23 protein-coding genes are annotated in these 21,345 nt (G+C 49.2%); 4 read left to right on the forward strand and 19 right to left on the reverse strand.

Going from position 1 to position 21,345, the window contains the following annotated elements; all coding sequences use genetic code 11:
- Positions 1-252 precede the first annotated feature (252 nt).
- From FGB90_RS05545 to FGB90_RS05605, 13 genes are all read right to left on the reverse strand, one after another.
- Positions 253-846, reverse strand: coding sequence for a SpoIIIAH-like family protein (locus FGB90_RS05545; RefSeq protein ID WP_138809537.1), 594 nt, complete (start codon positions 844-846; stop codon positions 253-255).
- Positions 846-1,517: a stage III sporulation protein AG gene (gene spoIIIAG / locus FGB90_RS05550; protein WP_138809538.1), complete on the reverse strand. Its 672-nt coding sequence runs from the start codon at positions 1,515-1,517 to the stop codon at positions 846-848. The genes FGB90_RS05545 and spoIIIAG overlap by 1 nt, the downstream gene beginning before the upstream one ends.
- Positions 1,510-2,187, reverse strand: coding sequence for a stage III sporulation protein AF (spoIIIAF, locus tag FGB90_RS05555; protein WP_138809539.1), 678 nt, complete (start codon positions 2,185-2,187; stop codon positions 1,510-1,512). Before spoIIIAF ends, spoIIIAG begins: the two co-directional genes overlap by 8 nt.
- Before the next feature lie 36 nt (positions 2,188-2,223).
- On the reverse strand, positions 2,224-3,444 hold the full coding sequence (gene spoIIIAE / locus FGB90_RS05560) for a stage III sporulation protein AE (protein ID WP_138809540.1): 1,221 nt from the start codon (positions 3,442-3,444) through the stop codon (positions 2,224-2,226).
- A gap of 16 nt (positions 3,445-3,460) precedes the next feature.
- Positions 3,461-3,850, reverse strand: a complete 390-nt coding sequence (spoIIIAD, locus tag FGB90_RS05565; RefSeq protein WP_138809541.1) for a stage III sporulation protein AD — start codon at positions 3,848-3,850, stop codon at positions 3,461-3,463.
- A 12-nt stretch (positions 3,851-3,862) separates the two neighbouring features.
- Complete coding sequence (gene spoIIIAC / locus FGB90_RS05570) at positions 3,863-4,069, reverse strand: stage III sporulation protein AC (RefSeq protein ID WP_110518601.1); 207 nt, start codon at positions 4,067-4,069, stop codon at positions 3,863-3,865.
- Positions 4,070-4,092: 23 nt separating this feature from the next.
- Positions 4,093-4,605 carry a stage III sporulation protein SpoIIIAB gene (gene spoIIIAB, locus FGB90_RS05575; RefSeq protein WP_138809542.1) on the reverse strand — a complete coding sequence of 171 codons (513 nt, stop codon included), beginning with the start codon at positions 4,603-4,605 and terminating at the stop codon, positions 4,093-4,095.
- The gene (gene spoIIIAA, locus FGB90_RS05580; protein ID WP_138809543.1) at positions 4,602-5,549 is read right to left on the reverse strand and encodes a stage III sporulation protein AA; all 948 of its coding nucleotides are present in this window, start codon (positions 5,547-5,549) and stop codon (positions 4,602-4,604) included. Before spoIIIAA ends, spoIIIAB begins: the two co-directional genes overlap by 4 nt.
- A gap of 80 nt (positions 5,550-5,629) precedes the next feature.
- The gene (locus tag FGB90_RS05585) at positions 5,630-5,911 is read right to left on the reverse strand and encodes a YqhV family protein (protein WP_138809544.1); all 282 of its coding nucleotides are present in this window, start codon (positions 5,909-5,911) and stop codon (positions 5,630-5,632) included.
- Between the two features lie 279 nt (positions 5,912-6,190).
- Complete coding sequence (efp, locus tag FGB90_RS05590; RefSeq protein ID WP_138809545.1) at positions 6,191-6,748, reverse strand: elongation factor P; 558 nt, start codon at positions 6,746-6,748, stop codon at positions 6,191-6,193.
- A 48-nt stretch (positions 6,749-6,796) separates the two neighbouring features.
- Positions 6,797-7,864: a M24 family metallopeptidase gene (locus FGB90_RS05595; protein WP_138809546.1), complete on the reverse strand. Its 1,068-nt coding sequence runs from the start codon at positions 7,862-7,864 to the stop codon at positions 6,797-6,799.
- Positions 7,851-8,294 carry a type II 3-dehydroquinate dehydratase gene (gene aroQ, locus FGB90_RS05600; RefSeq protein ID WP_138809547.1) on the reverse strand — a complete coding sequence of 148 codons (444 nt, stop codon included), beginning with the start codon at positions 8,292-8,294 and terminating at the stop codon, positions 7,851-7,853. Before aroQ ends, FGB90_RS05595 begins: the two co-directional genes overlap by 14 nt.
- 68 nt (positions 8,295-8,362) lie before the next feature.
- Positions 8,363-8,869: a YqhR family membrane protein gene (locus tag FGB90_RS05605; protein ID WP_138809548.1), complete on the reverse strand. Its 507-nt coding sequence runs from the start codon at positions 8,867-8,869 to the stop codon at positions 8,363-8,365.
- Between the two features lie 273 nt (positions 8,870-9,142).
- On the opposite strand from FGB90_RS05605, the gene FGB90_RS05610 reads away from it, so the two are divergent.
- The 3 genes from FGB90_RS05610 (at position 9,143) to FGB90_RS05620 (ending at position 11,487) form a co-directional block, all read left to right on the forward strand.
- Positions 9,143-10,093: a DUF1385 domain-containing protein gene (locus tag FGB90_RS05610; RefSeq protein WP_138809549.1), complete on the forward strand. Its 951-nt coding sequence runs from the start codon at positions 9,143-9,145 to the stop codon at positions 10,091-10,093.
- Between the two features lie 69 nt (positions 10,094-10,162).
- Positions 10,163-10,576, forward strand: coding sequence for an SA1362 family protein (locus FGB90_RS05615; RefSeq protein ID WP_138809550.1), 414 nt, complete (start codon positions 10,163-10,165; stop codon positions 10,574-10,576).
- An 89-nt stretch (positions 10,577-10,665) separates the two neighbouring features.
- A complete protein-coding gene (locus FGB90_RS05620) occupies positions 10,666-11,487 on the forward strand; it encodes a hypothetical protein (protein WP_138809551.1) in 822 nt (273 codons plus the stop codon).
- On the opposite strand, the gene FGB90_RS05625 is transcribed toward FGB90_RS05620, so the two are convergent.
- From FGB90_RS05625 to FGB90_RS05640, 4 genes are all read right to left on the reverse strand, one after another.
- Positions 11,484-12,374: a patatin-like phospholipase family protein gene (locus FGB90_RS05625; protein WP_138809552.1), complete on the reverse strand. Its 891-nt coding sequence runs from the start codon at positions 12,372-12,374 to the stop codon at positions 11,484-11,486. The two genes, FGB90_RS05620 and FGB90_RS05625, sit on opposite strands and share 4 nt — an antisense overlap.
- Positions 12,375-12,804: 430 nt before the next feature.
- Positions 12,805-13,236 (reverse strand): transcriptional regulator MntR, encoded by a 432-nt coding sequence (gene mntR, locus FGB90_RS05630; protein WP_110518621.1) that lies wholly within the window; start codon positions 13,234-13,236, stop codon positions 12,805-12,807.
- A gap of 203 nt (positions 13,237-13,439) precedes the next feature.
- Positions 13,440-15,992 (reverse strand): vitamin B12-dependent ribonucleotide reductase, encoded by a 2,553-nt coding sequence (locus tag FGB90_RS05635; protein ID WP_138810043.1) that lies wholly within the window; start codon positions 15,990-15,992, stop codon positions 13,440-13,442.
- Between the two features lie 504 nt (positions 15,993-16,496).
- Positions 16,497-17,327 (reverse strand): lipoate--protein ligase family protein, encoded by an 831-nt coding sequence (locus FGB90_RS05640; protein ID WP_138809553.1) that lies wholly within the window; start codon positions 17,325-17,327, stop codon positions 16,497-16,499.
- A gap of 159 nt (positions 17,328-17,486) precedes the next feature.
- Here FGB90_RS05640 and FGB90_RS05645 point away from each other — a divergent pair, with 159 nt between their 5' ends.
- Positions 17,487-17,867: a rhodanese-like domain-containing protein gene (locus FGB90_RS05645; RefSeq protein ID WP_138809554.1), complete on the forward strand. Its 381-nt coding sequence runs from the start codon at positions 17,487-17,489 to the stop codon at positions 17,865-17,867.
- Positions 17,868-18,516: 649 nt separating this feature from the next.
- Here FGB90_RS05645 and gcvPB read toward each other — a convergent pair.
- Positions 18,517-19,980, reverse strand: coding sequence for an aminomethyl-transferring glycine dehydrogenase subunit GcvPB (gene gcvPB / locus FGB90_RS05650; RefSeq protein ID WP_138809555.1), 1,464 nt, complete (start codon positions 19,978-19,980; stop codon positions 18,517-18,519).
- Positions 19,977-21,320 carry an aminomethyl-transferring glycine dehydrogenase subunit GcvPA gene (gcvPA, locus tag FGB90_RS05655; RefSeq protein ID WP_138809556.1) on the reverse strand — a complete coding sequence of 448 codons (1,344 nt, stop codon included), beginning with the start codon at positions 21,318-21,320 and terminating at the stop codon, positions 19,977-19,979. The genes gcvPB and gcvPA overlap by 4 nt, the downstream gene beginning before the upstream one ends.
- Positions 21,321-21,345 lie beyond the last annotated feature (25 nt).

A 21,345-nucleotide genomic window follows, 5' to 3' on the forward strand; every position in this document is an offset into this window, starting at 1 on the left:
TTACTTTCAAATTCAGATGATCTTTGATAATGTGTCCAATCATCCCTCTTCTTCACCCCGGATGGGATTCCAGCCGGGCCTGTCCACTGCCTGACTCTCGGCAAGTCTCTTTTTCATGTTAGCATTTACAGGAGGTAATTATACCATCTGTTAACGATAAAATCATTAACTATCCGTGTTTGGTGCAGGAAATCACCGCAGGGAACACAGAAAAAAGCAGAGGAACGAATCCCCTGCTCTGCTGTGCTTCCGTTAATTCGACTGATAGCCCACCATAATATTGTCTGCTCCCAGCTCCTCATAAGCGAGCCGTTTGATCTGAACGGCTTCCTCTTTTGAGAGTCCGTCTGCTTTTACATAGATTCTGACCTGTCCGTCCTCTGTAATTACAAGAGCATCCTCGTAGCCTCTGGCCTTTATCAGCGTTTCAAGCAGTTCCTCTTTCTGTGCCATGGCCTGAAGTGCTTCACGTCCGTCAAATGCCTGACTCTGAACGTCTGCCGAGGCTTCGGCAGAGGCAATTACATCGGCGTATTCCTCATTGGCCTTGCCCCGGGCATCCTGTCGCTGGAGACGGATCATTTCAAACATTTCGTCGGCACTCATGGTGCTGTACTGTGACTGCCCTGATGCAGCTGTAGTATCTTCGATTTCAACGAATGTGACACTTTCATCGTTCTGCAGCTGGGCTTCCAGGTCTTCCCCTTCAGCAGCCTGGTTTTCTCCGGTTTGATCCTGCGGTACACCGGCAAAATCCTGATTGTTAATGTTAATGTAGTACACAGATAGAACGATAATCAGACTCAGCATTGTTAAAAGCCATACCGTTTGACGTTTCAGTACCATTACGATTCCCCCTCATTTTTTTTGGGCATAACTGACACTCTGTGTGACGGAACATCGAGCACTCTGCTTACAGCTTCTACTACTGAAGTTTTGATCTGTATATTATCAACGCCTCTCGCAACAACAAGGACACCCCGGACGTCAGGTTTTTCAACCTTCTGAATGAGTGGTTCTTCCTTATCGCCGCTTCTGATGATTACAACCTGCTCATCCTTGGTTGTATCCTGGACCTGGCGTTTTCCGCCTTCCCGGTCCGTTTCATCAGTGAGCTGCTCCTTTGAATTAACGTTGGTCTGATAGATCTGCTTTTCTGTTTCTGCAAGATTAACTACGACCATGACATCAGACACACCGACCATCTGCTCGAGTGCTTTTTTCAGCTGGGACTCGTACAGTGATTCATACTCGCCCATCGTCATAGGCCCATCTGTACTTTTGGATTTAAACACCGGTTCGGCTTCCTCATCCTGCTCACTGAAATTATTTTCCTCCAGCCCGGAAGCCGGAATCATTGCCTCATCCTCACTGTCCGAAGTAAATGCGCTGCTTACTATCATAAAGAACAGACCAAGAAACAGGAGAACAAGAAGATATTTGACATTCACTTTTTTCCACTTCCCAGTATCCTTGTACTGATCAAGCCATGAACGTTTCTTCTTATCATCAGTCACGGGATCCCCCTCCTTTCATCTCTACCTCAATGAGTTCCTCCGGGATGCTCCAGGCTCCGGCCAGATAATTTCGAATCTCCCCCAGCCATCCTGAATCTGATGTTTCAGCATCTCCCTGACCCTCATCCGGTCCGGTGATTTCGTCAGCAGGAAGAATGGCAACGGTTTCCACCGGAACGATCAGGTTGTCCGTCACTTCACTGTCGCCTTCCACTTCCTCGAGGCGTTCTGTCAGTGTGATCCTTACTGCTCCAACCCCTTCAAGAACTTCTTCTCCTTCAGTGTAGTGATCCATTTCCACTTCAATCGATGCAGGCACCACTCCAAACCTGTTGTTCAGATCATCTGAAACTTGTCTTTTTAATAGGACAGCCATGTATTCAGAAATATATGCACGTGTCCCATCCTCTATATCCATTTTCTTCTGATTTATGGAAGTTTCCTGACCGCCGTACCCTTCATCCACCCATTCCGCCATGGACTGGAACCATTCCTCGGGATCGGAATGAAAAATGCTGAGTACCGGCTGAATCATAACCATCAGCACCATAAGTCCCACCACAAGCTTTACATAGCGCTGCAGACTGGAGTTGGGAAGAAGAAGCTCCAGAATTGCTGCAAAAAGGACAAGTAAAATGATATTGGCTACCCATTCCGTTATAAATGCCATGAAGCCCTCCTTCCCGACTGCTGTTGACAGCTGCCGTTATCTCATCATAAGGGATAGGTTTCCTGAAATAATCATGATCGTAATCGACAGAAAGAACATCAGACACACTGCCGACAGTGCAGCAAAAACATAGAGAACCGACTTGCCGATAATGGAAAGTGAAGCTATGATCGGGCCCCCGCCCAGAGGCTGCAGAACAGCAGAGGCAAACGAGTAGATCAGGGCAAGTGAAAGAACTTTCAGTGCCGGAAAAATACAGATCAGCAGCAGCAGAATCAGACCTGCCACACCGACCGTATTCTTCACAAGAACGGATGCGCCCATTACTGTATCCGCAGCATCAGTAAACATGCGGCCCACGACGGGAACAAAGTTGCCTGTTACAAACTTTGCCGTTTTTATGGCTATGCCGTCAGCTACAGCTGCGGTTGCCCCCTGCACACTGATTACACCAAGAAAAACAGTAAGAAAAATCCCGAGACCTCCTGCAGCGATATTTCTCAGTAAATCCGCAAGCTTTGTAACTTTATAATGGTCGGTCATCGTACTCACAATGCTCAGAAGAGCACTCATAAAAAGGAGAGGGAGTACAAAATACTGAACAAACAGCCCGCTCGTGTGAACGAGAAACACAATCATCGGATGAAAAAGTGCGACAGAGGTGATACTCCCTGTACTTGCCATGAGTACGAGGAGCAGCGGCAGCAGGGAAATCATGAAGTTGGACATCGCCTCGATCGTCTGCTGGGTAAACTGTATGGCGACGTGGAAACTGTTCAGGGCAATGATCAGAAGCACCATATAGGTTATGGCATAGGCGACTTTACTGATGGAATGCTTCTCGAATGCCTGCTGGAGATGGGAAAGAATCATGCTGAAGATGGCTAGGAGAATCAGGGTGCCCAGCAGCTTGCCGTTAACGATAATTTCGTGGAAAAGGAATTTCAGAAAACCGAACAGCCATTCCTTTAGGGAGAAGGGCTTGTCTGACTGTATAAATTCAAGCAGGGACCCTTTGTAGCTTTCCGGCAGAAAGCCCCCGTAATTATGGAGAACATCATCCCAGTATTCCCTGATATCTTCTATGCCGAGCTGTTCAAGCTGCTGCTCCATGAATTCTTCCTGTTCCATGACAGGGCCGCCTTCAGCCGGGCCCCCATCCTCTCCTTCCGCCACGGCAGCAGCGGGAAAAAGGAATGAGGCTGTGATTACTGTTAATATAAGAACCGCAAGAACGTTTCCTGTCTTCCTGCCCATCCTCCCTCTCCCCCTTTTATGCCGGCAGCAGGCCGATCACTGTCTCGATGATTATTGTGATAATCGGAATAGCCATAATCATAATAAGCACTTTCCCTGCAAGTTCAATTTTCGACGCCATTGCTCCCTGGCCGGCGTCCTTGGCAATCTGTGCCCCAAACTCCGCGATGTAGGCAATACCGATAATTTTAAGGATCGTCTGGACATAAACCATATTAATTCCTGCATTATCGGCAAGATCCTGAAGCATGGCGATAATTGTACTGATTTTCCCGGCCAGAAAGATGAAAATAATAATGCCTGCAAATATCGTCAGCAAAAATGCAAAGACCGGTTTATGCTCCTTTACAACCAGTGCGAGAAAGGTGGCAATCAGCCCCAGACCTACAATCTGAATAATTTCAATCGCAAACGCCCCCTAACCCTGGAAGAGGAATACGCTGCGGATTGTCTGGAACAGATCATCCACAACGGAGGCAACGAGAAACAGGACGACCACAAAGGCAATCAGTGTGACCCATTGCGCCATGTCCTCCTTACCCATCTGCTTTAAAACGGTGTGCATCATCGCCACGACAATCCCGACTCCTGCTATTTGAAAAATCAGGCTGATATCATAACTCATTGTCAATCTCCTCTCTCACAGAGCTAAAGCATAATAAGTGCGAGCAGGATTCCGCACAGAAACCCCAGGCTTTTATACATGGATTCATGTTTCTTCTGATTTTCCCGTGCTTCCTTTTCCTGCTGTTCAAGGTACGTAAGAGCCAGACGCAGGTGTTTCCTCTGATTTTCAAGATCCTGCCTCCCGAGAGTTCTTCCGAATTGGGAAAGCACGTCCCATTCACCCTGCTTCAGCTCCAGAACCCGCTTCATTTTTTTGAGCGTACTCTCCCAGACGTCCGGAGCGAGCTTTTCTTCCCTGCCCAGTGACAGGGAGAAATCCCTGAACAGAAAAGCCGCAGGTTCCCTGAGCTGGCCTGCCACCCTGCTGCAGGCTTCCTGAAGCGGAGTAAGCCCGTACACCATCTCTGTCTCCAGGGCTTCAAGACCGGAACGGATATCCCTCAGCTGTTTCGTTCTGAACTGCAGCCTCCGGGCCCATTCCCAGCCGATGGCTGTTGCTGCCAGGATGACAAGTACGATTCCGATCAGTTTCATTTCACTCTCACCTTCAGTCCCCCTGAACGAGCATCCTTCCCAGCTCCCGTCCGGGAACCTTCCCGGAATCTGCTCTGCCCGGTCAGTTCAATGTATTGAACGAACGCCTCCTGTTCGAAAAGCTGCCGGAGGGTTGGACGGCCTCTGACATCATTTATTCCGCTGCCGTGAACAGAGGCAATGACAGTAACACCTGCATGGACAGCTTCCATAACCGCTTCGGCATCTTCCGGCCTGCCCAGCTCATCCACTACGATAATATCCGGGCTCATGGAACGGATAAGCATCATCATCCCCTCTGCCTTCGGGCACCTGTCGAGAACATCGACCCTGTAGCCGAACTCATGCTGCGGGACCCCCTCCACACATCCTGCGAGTTCGGAGCGCTCATCCACGATTCCCACGGTGCAGGGAGGGAGTTTTCTCTCATAACAGCCCTGGCTTGCTATTCTTGCAATATCCCGGAGCAGTGTTGTTTTCCCTGTCTTGGGCGGTCCTGCAATCAGAGTATGCTTCCACCCGCCCAGTCCTGTAAGCCGGTCGAGATAAGGCTCTGCCGCTCCTACAGACTGGCGGGCAATCCGGATATTAAATGATCCGATATCCCTGATTCCTTTCACCGAGCCTTTTTCCGTCACCACTCTTCCTGCCAGTCCGACTCTGTGGCCTCCGGGAATCGTAATGTACCCCCGCTTCAGCTCCTCCTCAAGCCTGTAGACCGAATGGCCGCTAAGATAACTGAGCACAAAGGCACCATCTTCGGCTGTAACTGTATAAGGTTTTTCTGCTCCATAAGGAAGAAGGAATGCCTTTTGAGCTGTCATAATCTCCAGGGGGCGGCCAATCCGGATTCTGATTTCCTCCACTTTGTCCCTGACCTGCTCCGGCACTCCTGCCAGCAGACGCTTAAGCGTGTCAGGCAATACGTCAAACACTTCCTTCATAAATTCACCCCGCAATGGAGAGAACATGGTTGTCCTCACTCAAGATTTATGTTTGCTTTTGGCGGTTATGCGGAAATGGATTAACTTTTTACGCCAATAAGAATCAAAAGTACGCCGGTAAAAATCAAGGCAATCTTCCAGAAAGACAGGCTGTCTGCCAGCACGTAGACGCCGATCGTCACGCTGAGGATCAGCACGGCCGGACCGGTAACTGCCAGGATGGCATTCAGTACGAGGGCTTTTTCGACGTTGTTGAACTTCAGTATCAGACCTGCAACAGTCAGTTCGGCCAGTCCGGAAAATACCCGGAGCAGAACCATGACGACAACCGCCGTCTGCAGTCCTTCCATCCAATCTTTCATCCCATCACCCCGGTGTTAGACATGCCTTTGTTCATACCTATGAAGCCTGTCTCCGAAAAAGACCCGGCAACAGAAGCCTATGGGAGGATTTGAAGGACGCACTGCTTTTCTGTCCGGGTAAGGGAGGGTATGGAGGATCGTACCGGAATGTCAGAGGGGTGGAATAGCACCGGTTAAGCAGGAAACAGAAACCTTCACTGCACAAAAAAGGCTGCTTCACAGGCCCGTATTCGGGAACCTGTAAAGCAGCCTTTCTCGATGAGTAGATGGTATTGTCTGTTACGCCCGTGAAACGTATTTACCGTCACGAGTGTCAATGATAAGCACGTCTCCCTGGTTAATGAAGAACGGCACCTGTACCGTAAGGCCGGTCTCCAGGGTAGCCGGCTTCGTTCCGCCTGATGCTGTATCACCTTTTATACCCGGCTCGGTTTCGGTAACTTCAAGCTGCACGTTGAGAGGAACATCCACACCGATTGTCTCTCCCTCGTAAATGAGGATCTGAACTTCCATGTTTTCCTTCAGGTAGTTAAGCTGGGTCTTAATCTGTTCCTCGGGAAGCTCCAGCTGTTCATAGGACTGTGTATCCATGAACGTATGAGTGGATCCGCTGGCATAGAGATACTGCATTTTGCGGTTTTCCATATGTGCTTTGGCAACCTTCTCACCTGCACGGAACGTCTTCTCCTGAATGCTGCCGTTTCGCAGATTTTTAAGCTTTGAACGTACAAATGCAGCACCTTTTCCCGGTTTTACGTGCTGGAAATCCATTACCTGCCAGATGCCGTTGTCCACTTCAATAGTGAGGCCTGTCTTAAAATCGTTTACTGAAATCATGTTCATTTCCTCCCGATTAAGCCGTCGGTAATTCAGACGGCCAAATATTTATTCTCCAAGAACGAGCAGTTCCTTTGTGGACTTGGACAGACATTCGTTTCCGTTTTCAGTCACTACTGCATCGTCTTCAATTCTCGTTCCGCCCGTACCGGCAACATAGATACCCGGTTCCACTGTGACAACCATGCCAGGTTCGAGCACCGTATCGGACTTGAAGGAGAGTCCAGGACCTTCATGCACTTCCATCCCCAGACCGTGACCGGTGGAGTGGCCGAAATATTCCCCATAGCCCTGTTCCTTAATGTAATCCCGCGTCAGAGCATCAGCCTGAATGCCGGTAATGCCCGCTTTAAGGCCTTCCATCCCCTTGAGCTGTGCCTGAAGCACTGTATCGTATATCTTTTTGAGCTCGTCACTTACTTCTCCGACAGCAACGGTACGGGTGATGTCCGAGCAGTAGCCTTTGTAATAGGCACCGAAATCAAGCGTTACCAGTTCGCCCCGCTCAATTTTCTTTTCGCTCGCTACACCGTGGGGAAGTGCGGAGCGGTAACCTGACGCCACGATGATATCAAAGGAAGAGGAGACAGCGCCCCGCTTTCTCATAAAGAACTCAAGTTCATTGGAGACATCAATTTCCCTGACTCCAGGACGTATGTAACTCTGGATGTGCGAAAAGGCTGCGTCTGCAATTTCCACGGCTTCACGGATTGTCTGAAGCTCATTTTCATCCTTAATCATTCTGAGCTTTTCAACCATACCGGCAACCGGAATGAGTTCTCCATTTATGACGTTTTTATATGTATCAAATGTGCCGTACGTCATATGGTCTTTTTCAAAGCCGAGCCGTTTAATACCCAGCGCTTCCGCCTGAGCTGCCACTTCCTCGTGAATCGGTCTGGTATGCTGCACGATCCGGTAGCCTTCCGCCTGTTCGGCCGCCTGTTCCGTATAGCGGAAGTCAGTAATAAAAACAGCTTCCGAATCCGAAATCAGAGCCGCACCTGCCGATCCTGTGAATCCCGTCACATATCTGCGGTTTGTCGGACTCATAATGAGTATGCCGTCAATCTCTTTTTCCGAAAACAACGCTCTCAGTTTTTCAAGTCTGGACATCCGTATCTCCTCCTTTAAAATAATGAAGCGCCAGTCTGTACCCGTCAGTGCCGAAACCGGTAATCTGACCCTCACATACAGCTGCTGTTACCGACACATGCCTGAACGATTCTCTCTTATGAACATTTGAAATATGAACTTCCACAGCCGGAATGTCCACCGAGGCTATGGCATCCCGAATCGCGTAGCTGTAGTGGGTAAATGCCGCAGGGTTAATGATGATTCCGTCGGCCTTTTCCCCGGCTTCATGGATCCAGTCAATGATATCGCCTTCATGATTCGACTGTTTAGCTGTCAGTTGGATCCCCAGGCTGCCGGCAAAAGAAATAAGTCCCTTTTCCAGGGTCCCTAGTGTGGTCCTGCCGTATACGTCAGGCTCACGCATGCCAAGGCGATTCAGATTTGGCCCGTTTAACAGATAAATGTTCATTCGATCTCACACCCGTCGGAATTGGTAAAAAAAATAGAATGTTCCACGGAACATTCTACCACAGCTCTTCAGCTTTGAATAGATTCACCCTTCGCAGCCTCAAGTCGTTCCCCGTATTCATAGGCAACAGAGTAGCCGATAAATGCACCGTACAGCACATATAAACAGAGCGTTGTCACAATTGTATTCACATCCAGCTCCGTAAGCGGATCAACACCGGGAAACATAGGATTAAATGCGCCGAATACGATCGCCCAGAGCACAAAACCGAAGATGATCCCGGGCCAGAGTTTATTTACTTTTGCCAGAAGCAGCCGGTAGATGAATGCCACTCCAATGGAAACAACCCCGATCGCGAGAATCCCGATCAGCTGGCCCAGCCATCCGTTTTTCCAGTCTGGAAGAGCCCAGGGCAGCAGAATCATATTCGGACCTGCTTTTGCAAAATTAAACACATAAGCGGCATAGCCCAATGCGCTCCAGAAAAGCCCGCCGAAAAATCCGGTAATCGCCACTATGGCATTGTAGGACAGGGGCTCTTCGGTCTGGTTCTGTTCTTTTTCTTTACTGCTCATGTCTGTCATCACCTCGCCCCGTATTATGCCCGGGTTCTTCTTTTTTAACGCTTCATTCATGATCCCGGCTGTTTTTTTACCCGGACATACAATTCTATCCAGAGGAGTGTAGAAGACGCCGGAGAAGGGAATAGTATGACAGGACAATTGCCTCTCCTGTGTGTGATTGGAGGTATTTCCTATATTGATGTAGAATAGGTAAAAACAGCAGTTGGCTGTTACGGCCCGTTAACACGGAAAAGCCGAAAAAGATCAGACAGGCTGGTGACATCAATGAGTAAACAGACAGAGACTCCTGCCTACGGCGGACAGGCCGTTATGGAGGGAGTCATGTTCGGCGGAAAAAACACAACTGTAACCGCCATTAGACGAAATGACAATAGTCTTGATTTTTTCGAAGTAAAAAAGAAAAAACGTCCCTGGGTCGAAAAACTGAAAAAAATTCCGTTTCTCCGCGGTGTTGCGGCAATAGTTGAAGCGAGTGCAAACGGGACAAAACATCTGAACTTTTCCACCGAACGCTATGATGTTAATCCGGAAGATGATGATCAGATCGAGTCCACCGAACAGACATCCAAACTGACTATGATTCTTGGGGTGGCTGCAGTCGGTGTTCTTACCTTCATCTTCGGAAAACTGATTTTCACTGCTCTGCCGGCTGCGCTCGCAGAACTCTTCCGCCCGGTTTTTCCGGGACACGTAGCCCAGAATCTGATAGAAGGTTTCATTAAACTTATATTCCTTCTGAGCTATATCTATATCATCAGCCTGACTCCCCTTATTAAACGCGTGTTTCAGTACCACGGAGCAGAGCACAAAGTCATAAATGCATTTGAGAACGGCAAAGAGCTTAACGTCCAGAACGTTCAGGACCAGTCAAGGCTGCATTACCGCTGCGGCAGCAGTTTTATCCTGTTTACGGTTATTGTCGGCGTATTCATTTATCTCGCTGTTCCGTCAGAACCATTATGGGAACGCCTGACATACAGAATTGCCCTCATACCTGTTGTGCTTGGAGCATCATACGAAGTACTCCAGCTGACCAACAGAGTACGCAACGTTCCTTCGCTCAGATGGCTCGGATATCCAGGCCTGTGGCTTCAGCTTCTGACTACGAAAGAACCGAAAGACGCACAGGTGGAAGTCGCCATTGCCTCGTTTGAGGAAATGCGGAAAAGAGATGCGGCTCCAGCTGAGGATAATCCGGTAAACCGTATCGTATGATAGTAGAAACCAGGTTACTTCCGGATTCGGGTTTTTCCTTTGCATGACAATTAAAATGGAGGTGTTTAAATGCTGCGTTCATTTCATCCGCTTCTGCTCGTCCTTTTTGCACTTGCCATCTTCGGTATCGGGTCGCAGCTTTTCTCGGATCCCGCCGGCTTCTTTGTCAGTATCCTTGTAATGGTCGGGGTGGCAGCCCTTCTGTTTCTTCTGTTCCGCCACTTCATTATGCCGCGCATGATGAATTCCGGCTACGGCTCCAGATTCCAGGCCCAGGGGCAGGGCATGCATTCCCGTCAGTCCGCCTATGCGCAGGCTGCCCGGAAACAGCCGGCCCGTACCCAGCCTAACCAGAAGAAAGGGAAACAGTCTCTGAAAAAACGTTCCTCCCGGCCACTGATAAAAAGACAATCCGACGTTCAGCTTCGGGTAATTGAGGGAAAGAAAAATAAAAGCAGGAAAAAGAACCGGGCATTGTTTTAAACGCTTGGTTCTTTTTCATAGCCGCCGGCAGTTCTGCTGTTTCAGCAGTTCCGGATTTAAAGAAAACTTCTGCGGAGGAGGGGATGCCAGTGACTACACTTGATGAACCGCTCTATTATTTCACAGCCGATTTAATAACACTCGATCAGCTTGATCTCATTTTCCTTGTATTAATCGCCCTTATTTTCTGGACTTATGACAAAACAAAAGGCTTTCAGCTATTCTTTCTTCTTTCTCTCTCGGTTTCCCTCGCCCACATCATCCTTCTCTTTCTTCCAGGCATTTTTGTAGGGCAGGAACAGCTTCCTATTACACATACACCGGTTCAGGCGGTAATGACGTTTTCCGCTTTCTTTATTCCTCTGGCCAGAAACCGTGTTGAACTGGCTGCCACACTGGCACCCGTCTTTGCTATTTCCATTACTTTCTTACTGTTTACAGACGTCCCTGTTTTTTCACTGATCGGCGCCATCGGTATCGGCGGCTTTATCGTTTACGGATTTTACAGAAGTTTTGAATGGATCGGCGGTATGCCCGACAGATACGTCATGGCTTTCGCCATAGTATTTCCGGCTTTTCTTACCGCAGTTATATATCCGTACACTTCCTATCTTCTCCACACAGGCTACCTCCTGGGAGCGGGGATCGGGGTCTCCCTGGAGTTTGTAAAAGTCCGTACGAGCATAAAAAAAGCCGGATTTCTCCAGCGTCTGGCTGCTGCTGCCGCAGGACTCGCGGGTATTTCAGCAGCACATATATTTTCGCCTGTACTGTTTTCACCTTTTCCTCTTCCTGCACTCGCACAGGGAATCGCACTGGGTTTATGGATCACCCTGATTTTCCCTCTCCTCCTGGTTCTCACAGGGATCTACGATCAGGATGGCAGGGCGGAAATCGTGGAGCCCCGTTAATTGGACCACTTTTTAAGGAAAGTTTCCGTATAGTTCTCACCGAGTTCAATCAGACTGTTTTTCTGATCATCGGTAAGGGCAAAATCAGTCGTCTTCACACCCTGTACAGGGATAAACACGATATCCTTAGCCAGGTCTCTTGAAATATAGCGCTGATCGTGCGCTGTACGCATCGTTTCAACCATGGCATAGGTAAACTGCATGGCATTTTTGATCTTCCTCGGCTGGGTCTCCTCGAGCTCCGGACTCAGCCGGAAGCCAAGGACAGGCCTGGTCAGCCGTTTCTGATTTCTTTTTTTGAACACCCACATCGGAAAATTGCTGAGTACGCCGCCATCCACGATATAGCTCGCCTTGACCTGTCCGTCATAGATTTTTACCGGTTCAAAGAAAAACGGAATGCTGCAGCTCATCCGGATTGCCCTGGCAACAGAAAATTTTTCGGGTATACGGCCGTACTTCGGAAGATCGTCCGGCAGTACAACGAAACGGCCGTTTGTAATATCCGAAGCCACCATTTTCAGGGAGCCCTCCGGCAGATCCCCGAATGTGGAGACCCCTTTCCTTTTCAGAACCTCAACAAGCCATTTCTCAAATTCGGTTCCTTTGTAGAGCCCAATCTTCCGATACATGGTCAGCCACCTCAGGAACGGGAACGGAAACATGGAGCGCCGTGGATCGAGCAGCTGTTTCAGGTCGATCTCTTCAAACAGATCAAAAATTTCCCCGCTTGTAAAACCCGAGGTTATAAAGGCTGCAGTAATTGCCCCGGCACTTGTACCGGCTACCCGTTCAAATTCAATTCCCCTTTTTTCCAGTGTATTCAGCGCACCTACAAACGCCAGTGCCCGTACACCGCCCCCTGCAAACACCCCGTCCACCTTCACACGCACCCCTCCTTACTTCATTGTAACGGCGCAGGAGCAAAAAAATGATCGCTTTTTGTGAAAACAGCTCGTACTGTATTGGAGACGGCTGCAAAGGGCGTAAATAATGATGGAACGAGGCTGGAACGGAAGTGTTTTTATAGAAAGCTGTTTTCGGATAGATTGTTGTTTTATTGCGCTGCAGGCGGATGCTTTCCGCGGGCATTGCTTCAGCCGGCAGAGTAGTTATCATGCTTCTTCCTCTGCACGAAACGCTCTGAAGCATCTGCGTCGAAGCAGCTCAAAGCGAACTCACGATGTAAACGCTCGTCCCTGCGGGGTCTTCAGCTAATACTGTTCCCGCTGGAGTCGCAGCCTTTCGCTCCGAATTTTTAAAAAGCAGCAATCCATCCGAAAACAACGTATTAAAAAAGCAGCCGTAACCTGTCGGTTATGACTGCTCCATTTCCTCACTTTTTTTCTGAACGAGGCGGAGTTCCTCCACTCTCTTCGGCTCTTCATCAAAATACTGAACGAGATCGCCAATCCGGTCGATGGCATCCCAGCTCAGGTGGTGTTCGATGCCCTCTACATCCTCGTAAATGGTTTCACCGTCCACTCCGATAATCCGCATGAATTCCTCAAGCAGATCATGCCTGTAAACGAGGCGTTTTCCAATCTTCTTCCCTTTTGGTGTAAGGACAAGCCCTCTGTACTTTTCATAAATAAGGTACTCTTTTTTATCCAGTTTCTGAACCATTTTTGTAACGGAAGACGGGTGCACATCAAGTGTTTCCGCTATGTCGGAAACCCGGGCGTACCCCTTTTCTTCTATAAGTAAGTATATGCGTTCAAGGTAATCTTCCATACTCGGTGTTGGCATCGTGTCCCCTCCAGACATCCCCGTCAAAACATCAGTCGCAGTAATATTGTATGCGCTTTCCACCCAATGGCCGTCAGCAGTTTTAAGTCTTTGTCAAGTATACTATAAATTCCGGGTATGGACTACCTGCGGAATAATTGACAGGCATTAAAAGGAGGAACTGAATGGCCGGACGGCCCAATCAGTTCCCCGGTATAGTTGAATTAAAGTCCGCATTTCAGCTGGGCATTACAGTTGGTGCACGTGTTGCACCCGCCTATGTCCTCCACTGTTCCCTTTCGGCATACAGGACATTTGTCGCCCACTTCGTTTCCGTATTTGACGGATGTGGAGCGAAGATCCGAAATGGTGTCCAGAAGGACGACTTTACCACTGCTGTCTGCGTGCTCTTCAAGTGTCTCTTCTTTTTCATTCAGATCGTTTTCCTCAGCCTTGAGAGTAAGCACCTGGCTGTCACGGCTACCGTCTACGTAAACCGTGCCGCCTTTTGCGCCGCCGTTATACAGGCGTTCATAAACACCTTTTACCTGCTCGACAGTGTAGCCGCGGGGGGCATTTACCGTCTTGCTCAGGGAGCTGTCCACCCAGCGCTGAATGACACACTGTACGTCCGCGTGGGCTTCCGGGGACAGTTCCATACTTGATACAAACCAGTCCGGAAGATTAGCCGGATCCACATCCGGATTGGCATCCATGTAGTTCTGAAGAATAGCCGCTTTCACTTCAATAAACTTCCCTAGTCGGCCGCTGCGGAAGTAGGAGAAGGAGAAGTACGGCTCCAGTCCGGTGGATACACCGACCATCGTCCCGGTGGAACCGGTCGGCGCAACAGTCAGGAGGTGGGAGTTTCTGATCCCGTGCTTCCGGATCGACTCCTTAATATCCTCCGGCATTTTTTCCATGTAGCCGGTCCGGGTAAACTTATCACGGAGAAGCTGTGTAGCCTCGTCCGATTCCCCGGTCAGGAACGGAAAGCTGCCTTTTTCCTCGGCAATTTCCACACTCGTCCGGTATGCCGTTACAGCAATCGTTTCGAAGATTTTATCCACAAGGGCATTGCCATCTTCAGATCCATAAACGGTTTCGGTATGAATAAGCAGATCGTGAAGTCCCATGACACCCAGACCGACACGACGCTCTCCTTTGGCCTGCTTCGTGTTTTCTTCCAGGAAGTAAGGCGTGGCATCAATGACGTTGTCCTGCATGCGTACGCCGGTTGCCACAGTCTGCTTCAGCTTGTCAAAGTTTACTGTTTTTGTTTCCTTATCCGCCATTTCCGCCAGGTTCACGGCTGCAAGGTTACAGACAGAGTACGGGGCGAGAGGCTGCTCTCCGCACGGGTTCGTTGCGACCACTTTCTGTCCGTACGCACTGGCGTTCGTTTTATCGTTGGCGTTATCGATAAAGAAGATTCCCGGCTCTGCCGAGTACGTCGCGCAGACGTTAATGAGATTCCACAGTTCCTTCGCTTTTATTTTACGGTACGTGCGGATCCCGAATCCGATCTTTTCCCACTCTCTCACATCGCCGTATTCCTGCCATTCGCGGTTATACGCATCCATTTCCTCCGGCGAGTAGTTCTCCACATCGGGAAAACGGAGGGCGTAGTCCTCGTCATTTTCCACTGCTTTCATAAATTCGTCCGTCAGACAGACGCTGATGTTTGCTCCGGTCAGAAAATCCGGATTGTTAACTGTATAGGTGCCGCCTGTGCGAAGCTTTTCCTCCGCTTCCTTAATCACCTTGCTGTCAAATCCACCCTGACCGCTGATCGCCTTATAGTTGACGATCCCCTGGTACATGGCTTCCTCCACTTCCGTGAGCGGTGTGAAGTTCAGCTTGTCTTTTACGAGCTGGCGGATCTGGACGTCCTCTGTGTTTTCCAGAAGATATCTGAGGATTCTCGGATTCTGCATCTTCGAAATAATAAACTCCAGAATATCAGGGTGCCAGTCTGCCAGCATAATCATCTGGGCACCGCGTCTTGAGCCTCCCTGTTCCACAAGGTGTGTAAGTTTGGCGATATCATCCAGCCAGGATACGGAACCGGATGATTTTCCGTTTACGCCTCTGGCAAGGGTGTTTCGCGGACGAAGTGTCGAGCCGTTTGTACCGACCCCGCCGCCTCGGCTCATGATCTCCATGACCTGTTTGCGGTGTTCGGAAATACCCTCCCGTGAGTCGGCTACAAACGGCATTACATAACAGTTAAAGTATGTAACGTCCGTTTCTGCACCTGCTCCGTAAAGGACCCGCCCTGCCGGTACGAAATTCATGTTAACGAGCTCATGGTAAAACTTCTCAAAACTTTCCTCACGTTTCTTCGGGTCCGTCTCCACTTCTGCCAGTCCTCTGGCATTCCGCTTGGCAATTTGTTCGTAGTAGATTTCAAGAGGCTTGTCGATCGTATCAAGAGAACGCGTGACAGTGCCGGTTTCCTTTTCCTCAGGATCGTCGAGTACACTGTGAAATTCTTCATCGACGGCAATTCTTGCTTTCTTTTCGTTCCAGTCAATCTCGAGAACATAACCGAATCCCCTGGCAGGAAATTTCGGATCCGCCTTAACCGTCAGGACAACAAAGTCACCTGCTTTGAGGGTTTTCTTCTCCGTATCCTTGAACGTATAGCGGTCCAGCATGACCAGTCTCGACACCCCGCTGAGCGTTTTGTTCATCTCAGGTGTGATCGGAAACACCTGCGGAAACTGTTCGATATCACGATTGAGCTCCCCGGTGTTGACCGTTTTGGCAGACATAAACGTTGTCACATGCACTCTCCCCTTTGTTTCATCTTTTTGTATGGTTTTTGTCGTGTTGTAGAAGTACGAGTTTTTCTGGTAAACTCTGGTTGTTTCTTACTTGCTTCAGCTTACCATAGTTTTCTCTACCCATCAATATATAGTATTAAACAACTTTATTAATACACAATATATTGGGTTTTGGTCAAAGAAGACCTGATTTGTCAACTGCAGAAACGGGTAAAAACAGGAGCAGGAGAAAGATAGAAGGGGATGCAGCAGGAAAAACTGCTGATTTTGACAAATTTCAACCGTTGCACAAAAGAATGGTGCCCGCCTTCTCCGTAAATCGCGAACACTGGTAGAATGGCATTCTATCATACTTTCTGCCGCAGTAAAATAAGCTGAAAAGTACTATTTTTTCCCCTCCCGCAAATCACTGTGTCGACAAAATATTCAGGCCAATTCCCTTATCCCATCATACAAAAGGAAAAGCCCTCCTTTTGAGAGGGCCGGTAACCGCTACGACTTATAATTCCATTTATCAGTTCCGTATTTTTCCTGTGCGAGTTGTTCCACTTCCTGTTCTTCCTCAGCTGAAAGTGTCCAGGTCTCAAGGGTTACGCCGAGACCTTTTTCGAAACCGGTCCGGAAAGCGCGTTTCGCAGTCTCAACTTCAACCCGTTGACCGAGCAGTTCATCAATGGCAACAGCCTTATTCTTAAAGTTTCTCTGCATTCTCTCCCTGACCCGCTCGCTCGGGTAGTTAAACAGATCAAAGAGTTTATCCTCGTCCATGGAGAGGATAATGGATCCGTGCTGAAGAATAACCCCTTTTTGACGCGTCTGTGCGCTGCCGGCAATTTTACGGCCTTCAACGACCAGTTCATACCAGGACGAAGCATCAAAGCAAACAGCCGATCTCGGATTTTTCAGGTTGTTACGTTCCTCTTCGGTACGGGGGACTGAAAAAGCTGCGTCCAGGCCGAGGTCGATAAACCCTTCGAGAAGGCCCTCGGAAATGACTCTGTAGGCTTCTGTTACCGTTTCCGGCATAGCCGGGTGGGCCTCGCTGACGATCACACTGTAGGTGAGTTCATCATCGTGAAGGACACCGCGCCCGCCGGTAGGACGGCGGACAAACCCGAGCCCGTACTCTTTTACAGCATCCATGTTAATATCCTTTTCGGCTTTCTGGAAATAACCGATGGAGAGGGTTGCCGGGTCCCATCCGTAAAAACGCACCACAGGAGGAATCCTCCCTTCCCGGTGCCAGTCCATCAGTTTTTCATCCAGTGCCATATTATAATAGGGACTTCGATCGCCCGAATCGATGTAATACCATGTTTCCATAAAATAGTACCTCTTTTCCCTGTTAATTGTCCGGTTCCATCTTACCGGAATTACATACGGAAGACAAAAGGAAAGGTTCAGCGATTGCGTAAATGCCCATTTACATATATCATAATGAGTGGAGATTTTATTGACTGGAAAAGGAGTGAACACCGCATCATGACAACGACGACTTGGATTCTGATTATTATGCTCGCTGCACTCATTGCCTTTATCGTGATCCGGGCGAAAAAACCGAAGTACCTGAAATCACTTACAACAGATGAGTTCAAGCAGGACTACCGCAAAGCCCAGCTTATTGATATACGCGAGGAGAAGGAATTTAAGACCGGCCATATTCTCGGTGCCAGAAACATCCCTCTATCCCAGCTTCGTCAGCGCCAGGCGGAAATCCGTCCGGACAAGCCGGTTTACCTGTACTGCCAGTCAGGCGCCCGCTGTTCCCAGGCTGCCAAGCTTCTGAAAAAGAAGCGTGACGTTGAGGAAATTGCCCACCTGAAAGGCGGCTTCCGTAAATGGACAGGGAAAATTAAAAAGTAATAATGCGCGATGCAGAAAGACCGTCCGGATTTGTCCCGGACGGTTTTTTTCTATTCGAGAGGGACCTTTGCGCAGGCCGACGGCTGGGATGAAAGTATACTGCAGGGAGCAGTTTGCTTCCAGTCGTATTACAACTCCATATGTTGATGGGAGATTTGATACGATTCGCACTTTTTCATATCACAACTCCGTAAACTGCTGGCGTTTTAATACGATTCGCACCTTTTCATATCACAACTCCGTAAATTGCTGGCGTTTTAATACGATTCGCACCTTTTCATATCACAACTCCGTAAATTGCTGGCGTTTTAATACGATTCGCACCTTTTCATATCACAACTCCGTAAATTGCTGGCGTTTTAATACGATTCGCACCTTTTCATATCACAACTCCGTAAATTGCTGGCGTTTTAATACGATTCGCACCTTTTCATATCACAACTCCGTAAACTGCTGGCGTTTTAATACGATTCGCACCTTTTCATATCACAACTCCGTAAACTGCTGGCGTTTTAATACGATTCGCACCTTTTCGTATCACAACTCCGTAAATTGCAGGGGCTTTGATACGATCCTCCCTCCACACACTCCCCACAAAAAAACGCCCCCCGGAACTGATCCGGGGGACGGGATTCACTTAAAAACAGGATTATGCTTCCTTTGTATAGCGCAGCACAGGTTTACGGGCTGCTGTTGTTTCGTCCATTCTGCCGATCACCGTATTGTGTGGGGCTTCCTGAACAGTTTCAGGAGACTCTTCCGCCTCTTTGGCAATCTGGATCATGGCATCGATAAACTCATCGAGCGTTTCCCTGGACTCCGTTTCGGTAGGCTCCACCATGAGGCACTCTTCCACGTTGAGCGGGAAGTAGATGGTCGGCGGATGATAGCCGAAGTCAAGAAGGCGTTTTGCCATATCGAGGGTTCTTACTCCAAGCTTCTTCTGCCTGCGTCCGGAAAGAACGAACTCGTGCTTACAGTGCTGGGTATAAGGGGCATCAAAGTACGGCTCCAGCCTGCGGAACATATAGTTCGCATTCAGTACGGCGTATTCGGATACGTTACGCAGACCGACCGGCCCCATTGTGCGGATGTACGTATATGCACGTACGTTGATGCCGAAGTTTCCGTAATACGGCTTAACCCGGCCGATGGATTCCGGCACATTATAGTCAAAACGGTACTCTTCTCCGTCTTTCACAACAAGCGGGGTCGGCAGGTAAGGGACAAGATCGCTCTTCACCCCGACAGGCCCCGATCCCGGACCGCCGCCGCCGTGCGGGGTCGTAAATGTCTTATGCAGATTAAGGTGCACAACATCAAAGCCCATATCTCCCGGACGTGTAATACCGAGGATGGCGTTGGAATTGGCACCGTCATAATAAAGTTTTCCGCCGGCTTCGTGAACGATGGTGGCCATCTCTTCGATTTCCTCTTCAAACAGGCCAAGTGTGTTCGGATTTGTAAGCATGAGTGCAGCGGTGTCTTCTCCAACCACTTCACGGAGGTGGTCGAGATCAACCAGTCCACGCTCGTTTGAACGTACGGTTACAGCTTCAAAGCCGGCCACTGTAGCAGAAGCAGGATTTGTACCGTGAGCGGAGTCAGGTACAATCACCTTCGTACGATTCATATCACCGTTTGCCTCATGAAATGCGCGGATCAGCATCAGGCCGGTCCACTCTCCGTGGGCACCTGCAGCAGGCTGCAGCGTGACCTGATCCATCCCTGTAATTTCCTCAAGGTTTGTCTGAAGCCGGTACATAAGCTCAAGAGCACCCTGGATTGTGCTTTCATCCTGATACGGGTGGATGTGGGCAAATCCCGGATACTTGGCCACATCCTCGTTAATTTTAGGGTTGTATTTCATCGTACAGGAACCGAGAGGATAAAACCCGGAATCCACACCGTGATTACGCTTTGAAAGTGCTGTATAGTGACGCATGATCTGAAGCTCGGAAACTTCAGGCAGTTCGGCGTCTTCAGTGCGCTGGAACGACTCCGGCAGCAGGTCACTGATGTCCTGTTCCGGAATGTCAAGCTCCGGGAGACTGTGTCCGGCTCTGCCTTCCTGACTGAGTTCAAAAATTAATGCCTGGTTTTCTGTACTCATTTTACTCCCCCCAATACGTTCGCCAGATGATCGATTTCCTCTTTTGTGCGGAGCTCCGTAAAGGCCAGGAGCATCTGATTTTCCTTTTGCGGATAGTGGATGGAAAGGTCGTACCCGCCGATCATGCCTGCCTCGAGAAGTTCCTTGTTCACTTCCCTGACAGATTTAGGCAGCCGCACTGCAAATTCATTAAAGAACGGGGTGCCGTTAATTACCTCGACACCGGCTTCCTTCAGTTTATCCTTTGCATAGTGGGCTTTCTGCAGGTTCTGCGCTGCCATGTTCTTAAGACCTTCTTTTCCGATGGCACTCATGGCAACCGAAGCAGCAAGAGCATTCAGTGCCTGGTTGGAACAGATGTTGCTTGTCGCTTTATCACGGCGGATATGCTGTTCACGGGCCTGGAGAGTAAGAACGAATCCGCGCTCCCCTTTGTCATCGGTTGTCTGACCGACGAGGCGCCCCGGTACTTTACGCATAAGTTTTTTCGTTGTGGCAAAGTAACCGCAGTGCGGTCCGCCAAGCTGTGTCGGAATTCCGAACGGCTGGGCATCCCCGACAACGACATCGGCACCAAACGCCCCCGGCGGCTGAAGCACTCCGAGGCTTACCGGGTTGGATGACACAACAAGCAGCGCTTTCTCCTGATGCGCAATCTTTTCAATCGCTGCCAGATCTTCCACATTACCAAGGAAGTTCGGGTACTGCACAATAACAGAGGCGACGTCTTTACTGTACAGCTCCTCCAGGTGATCAAGATCCGTTACGCCGTCCTTCTCACGGACTTCAACAACTTCAAGATTCTGTCCTTTTGCATTTGAAACGAGAACTTCCCGGGATTCCGGGTGCACCGTTTCCGAAACAAGAATCTTTTTCTTTTTCGTATGTCCTGCACTCATCATCCCTGCTTCGGCAAGTGCCGTCGGGCCGTCATACATTGAAGAGTTGGCGAGATCCATACCTGTAAGCTCGGCGATCATCGTCTGAAATTCGAAGATGGCCTGGAGCTCACCCTGTGAAATTTCAGGCTGATAAGGCGTGTAGGCTGTGTAAAATTCGGAACGGCCGATCACGTGGTTCACGATGGAGGGAATATAGTGTTCATAAACCCCTGCACCGAGAAAGCTCGGATAATCTTTTGTATTTTTATTGCGCCCTGCAAGACGCTGCATTTCTTTTACAAGCGCTGTTTCGTCAAGCGCTTTTTCCACGTTCATATCTCCCTGGAAACGTACGTTTTTCGGAATATCGCTGAACAGTTCCTCCACCGAATCAATTCCGATTACCTCCATCATCTCCTGAAGGTCTTTTTCCGTCATTGGCAAATAGCGGTGTGTCATCTCGTTTCTCCCCTTCCGGCTTTCA

This window comes from Alteribacter natronophilus, assembly GCF_006007885.1.
In the GTDB taxonomy this organism is placed as follows: Bacteria; Bacillota; Bacilli; order Bacillales; family Salisediminibacteriaceae; genus Alteribacter; species Alteribacter natronophilus.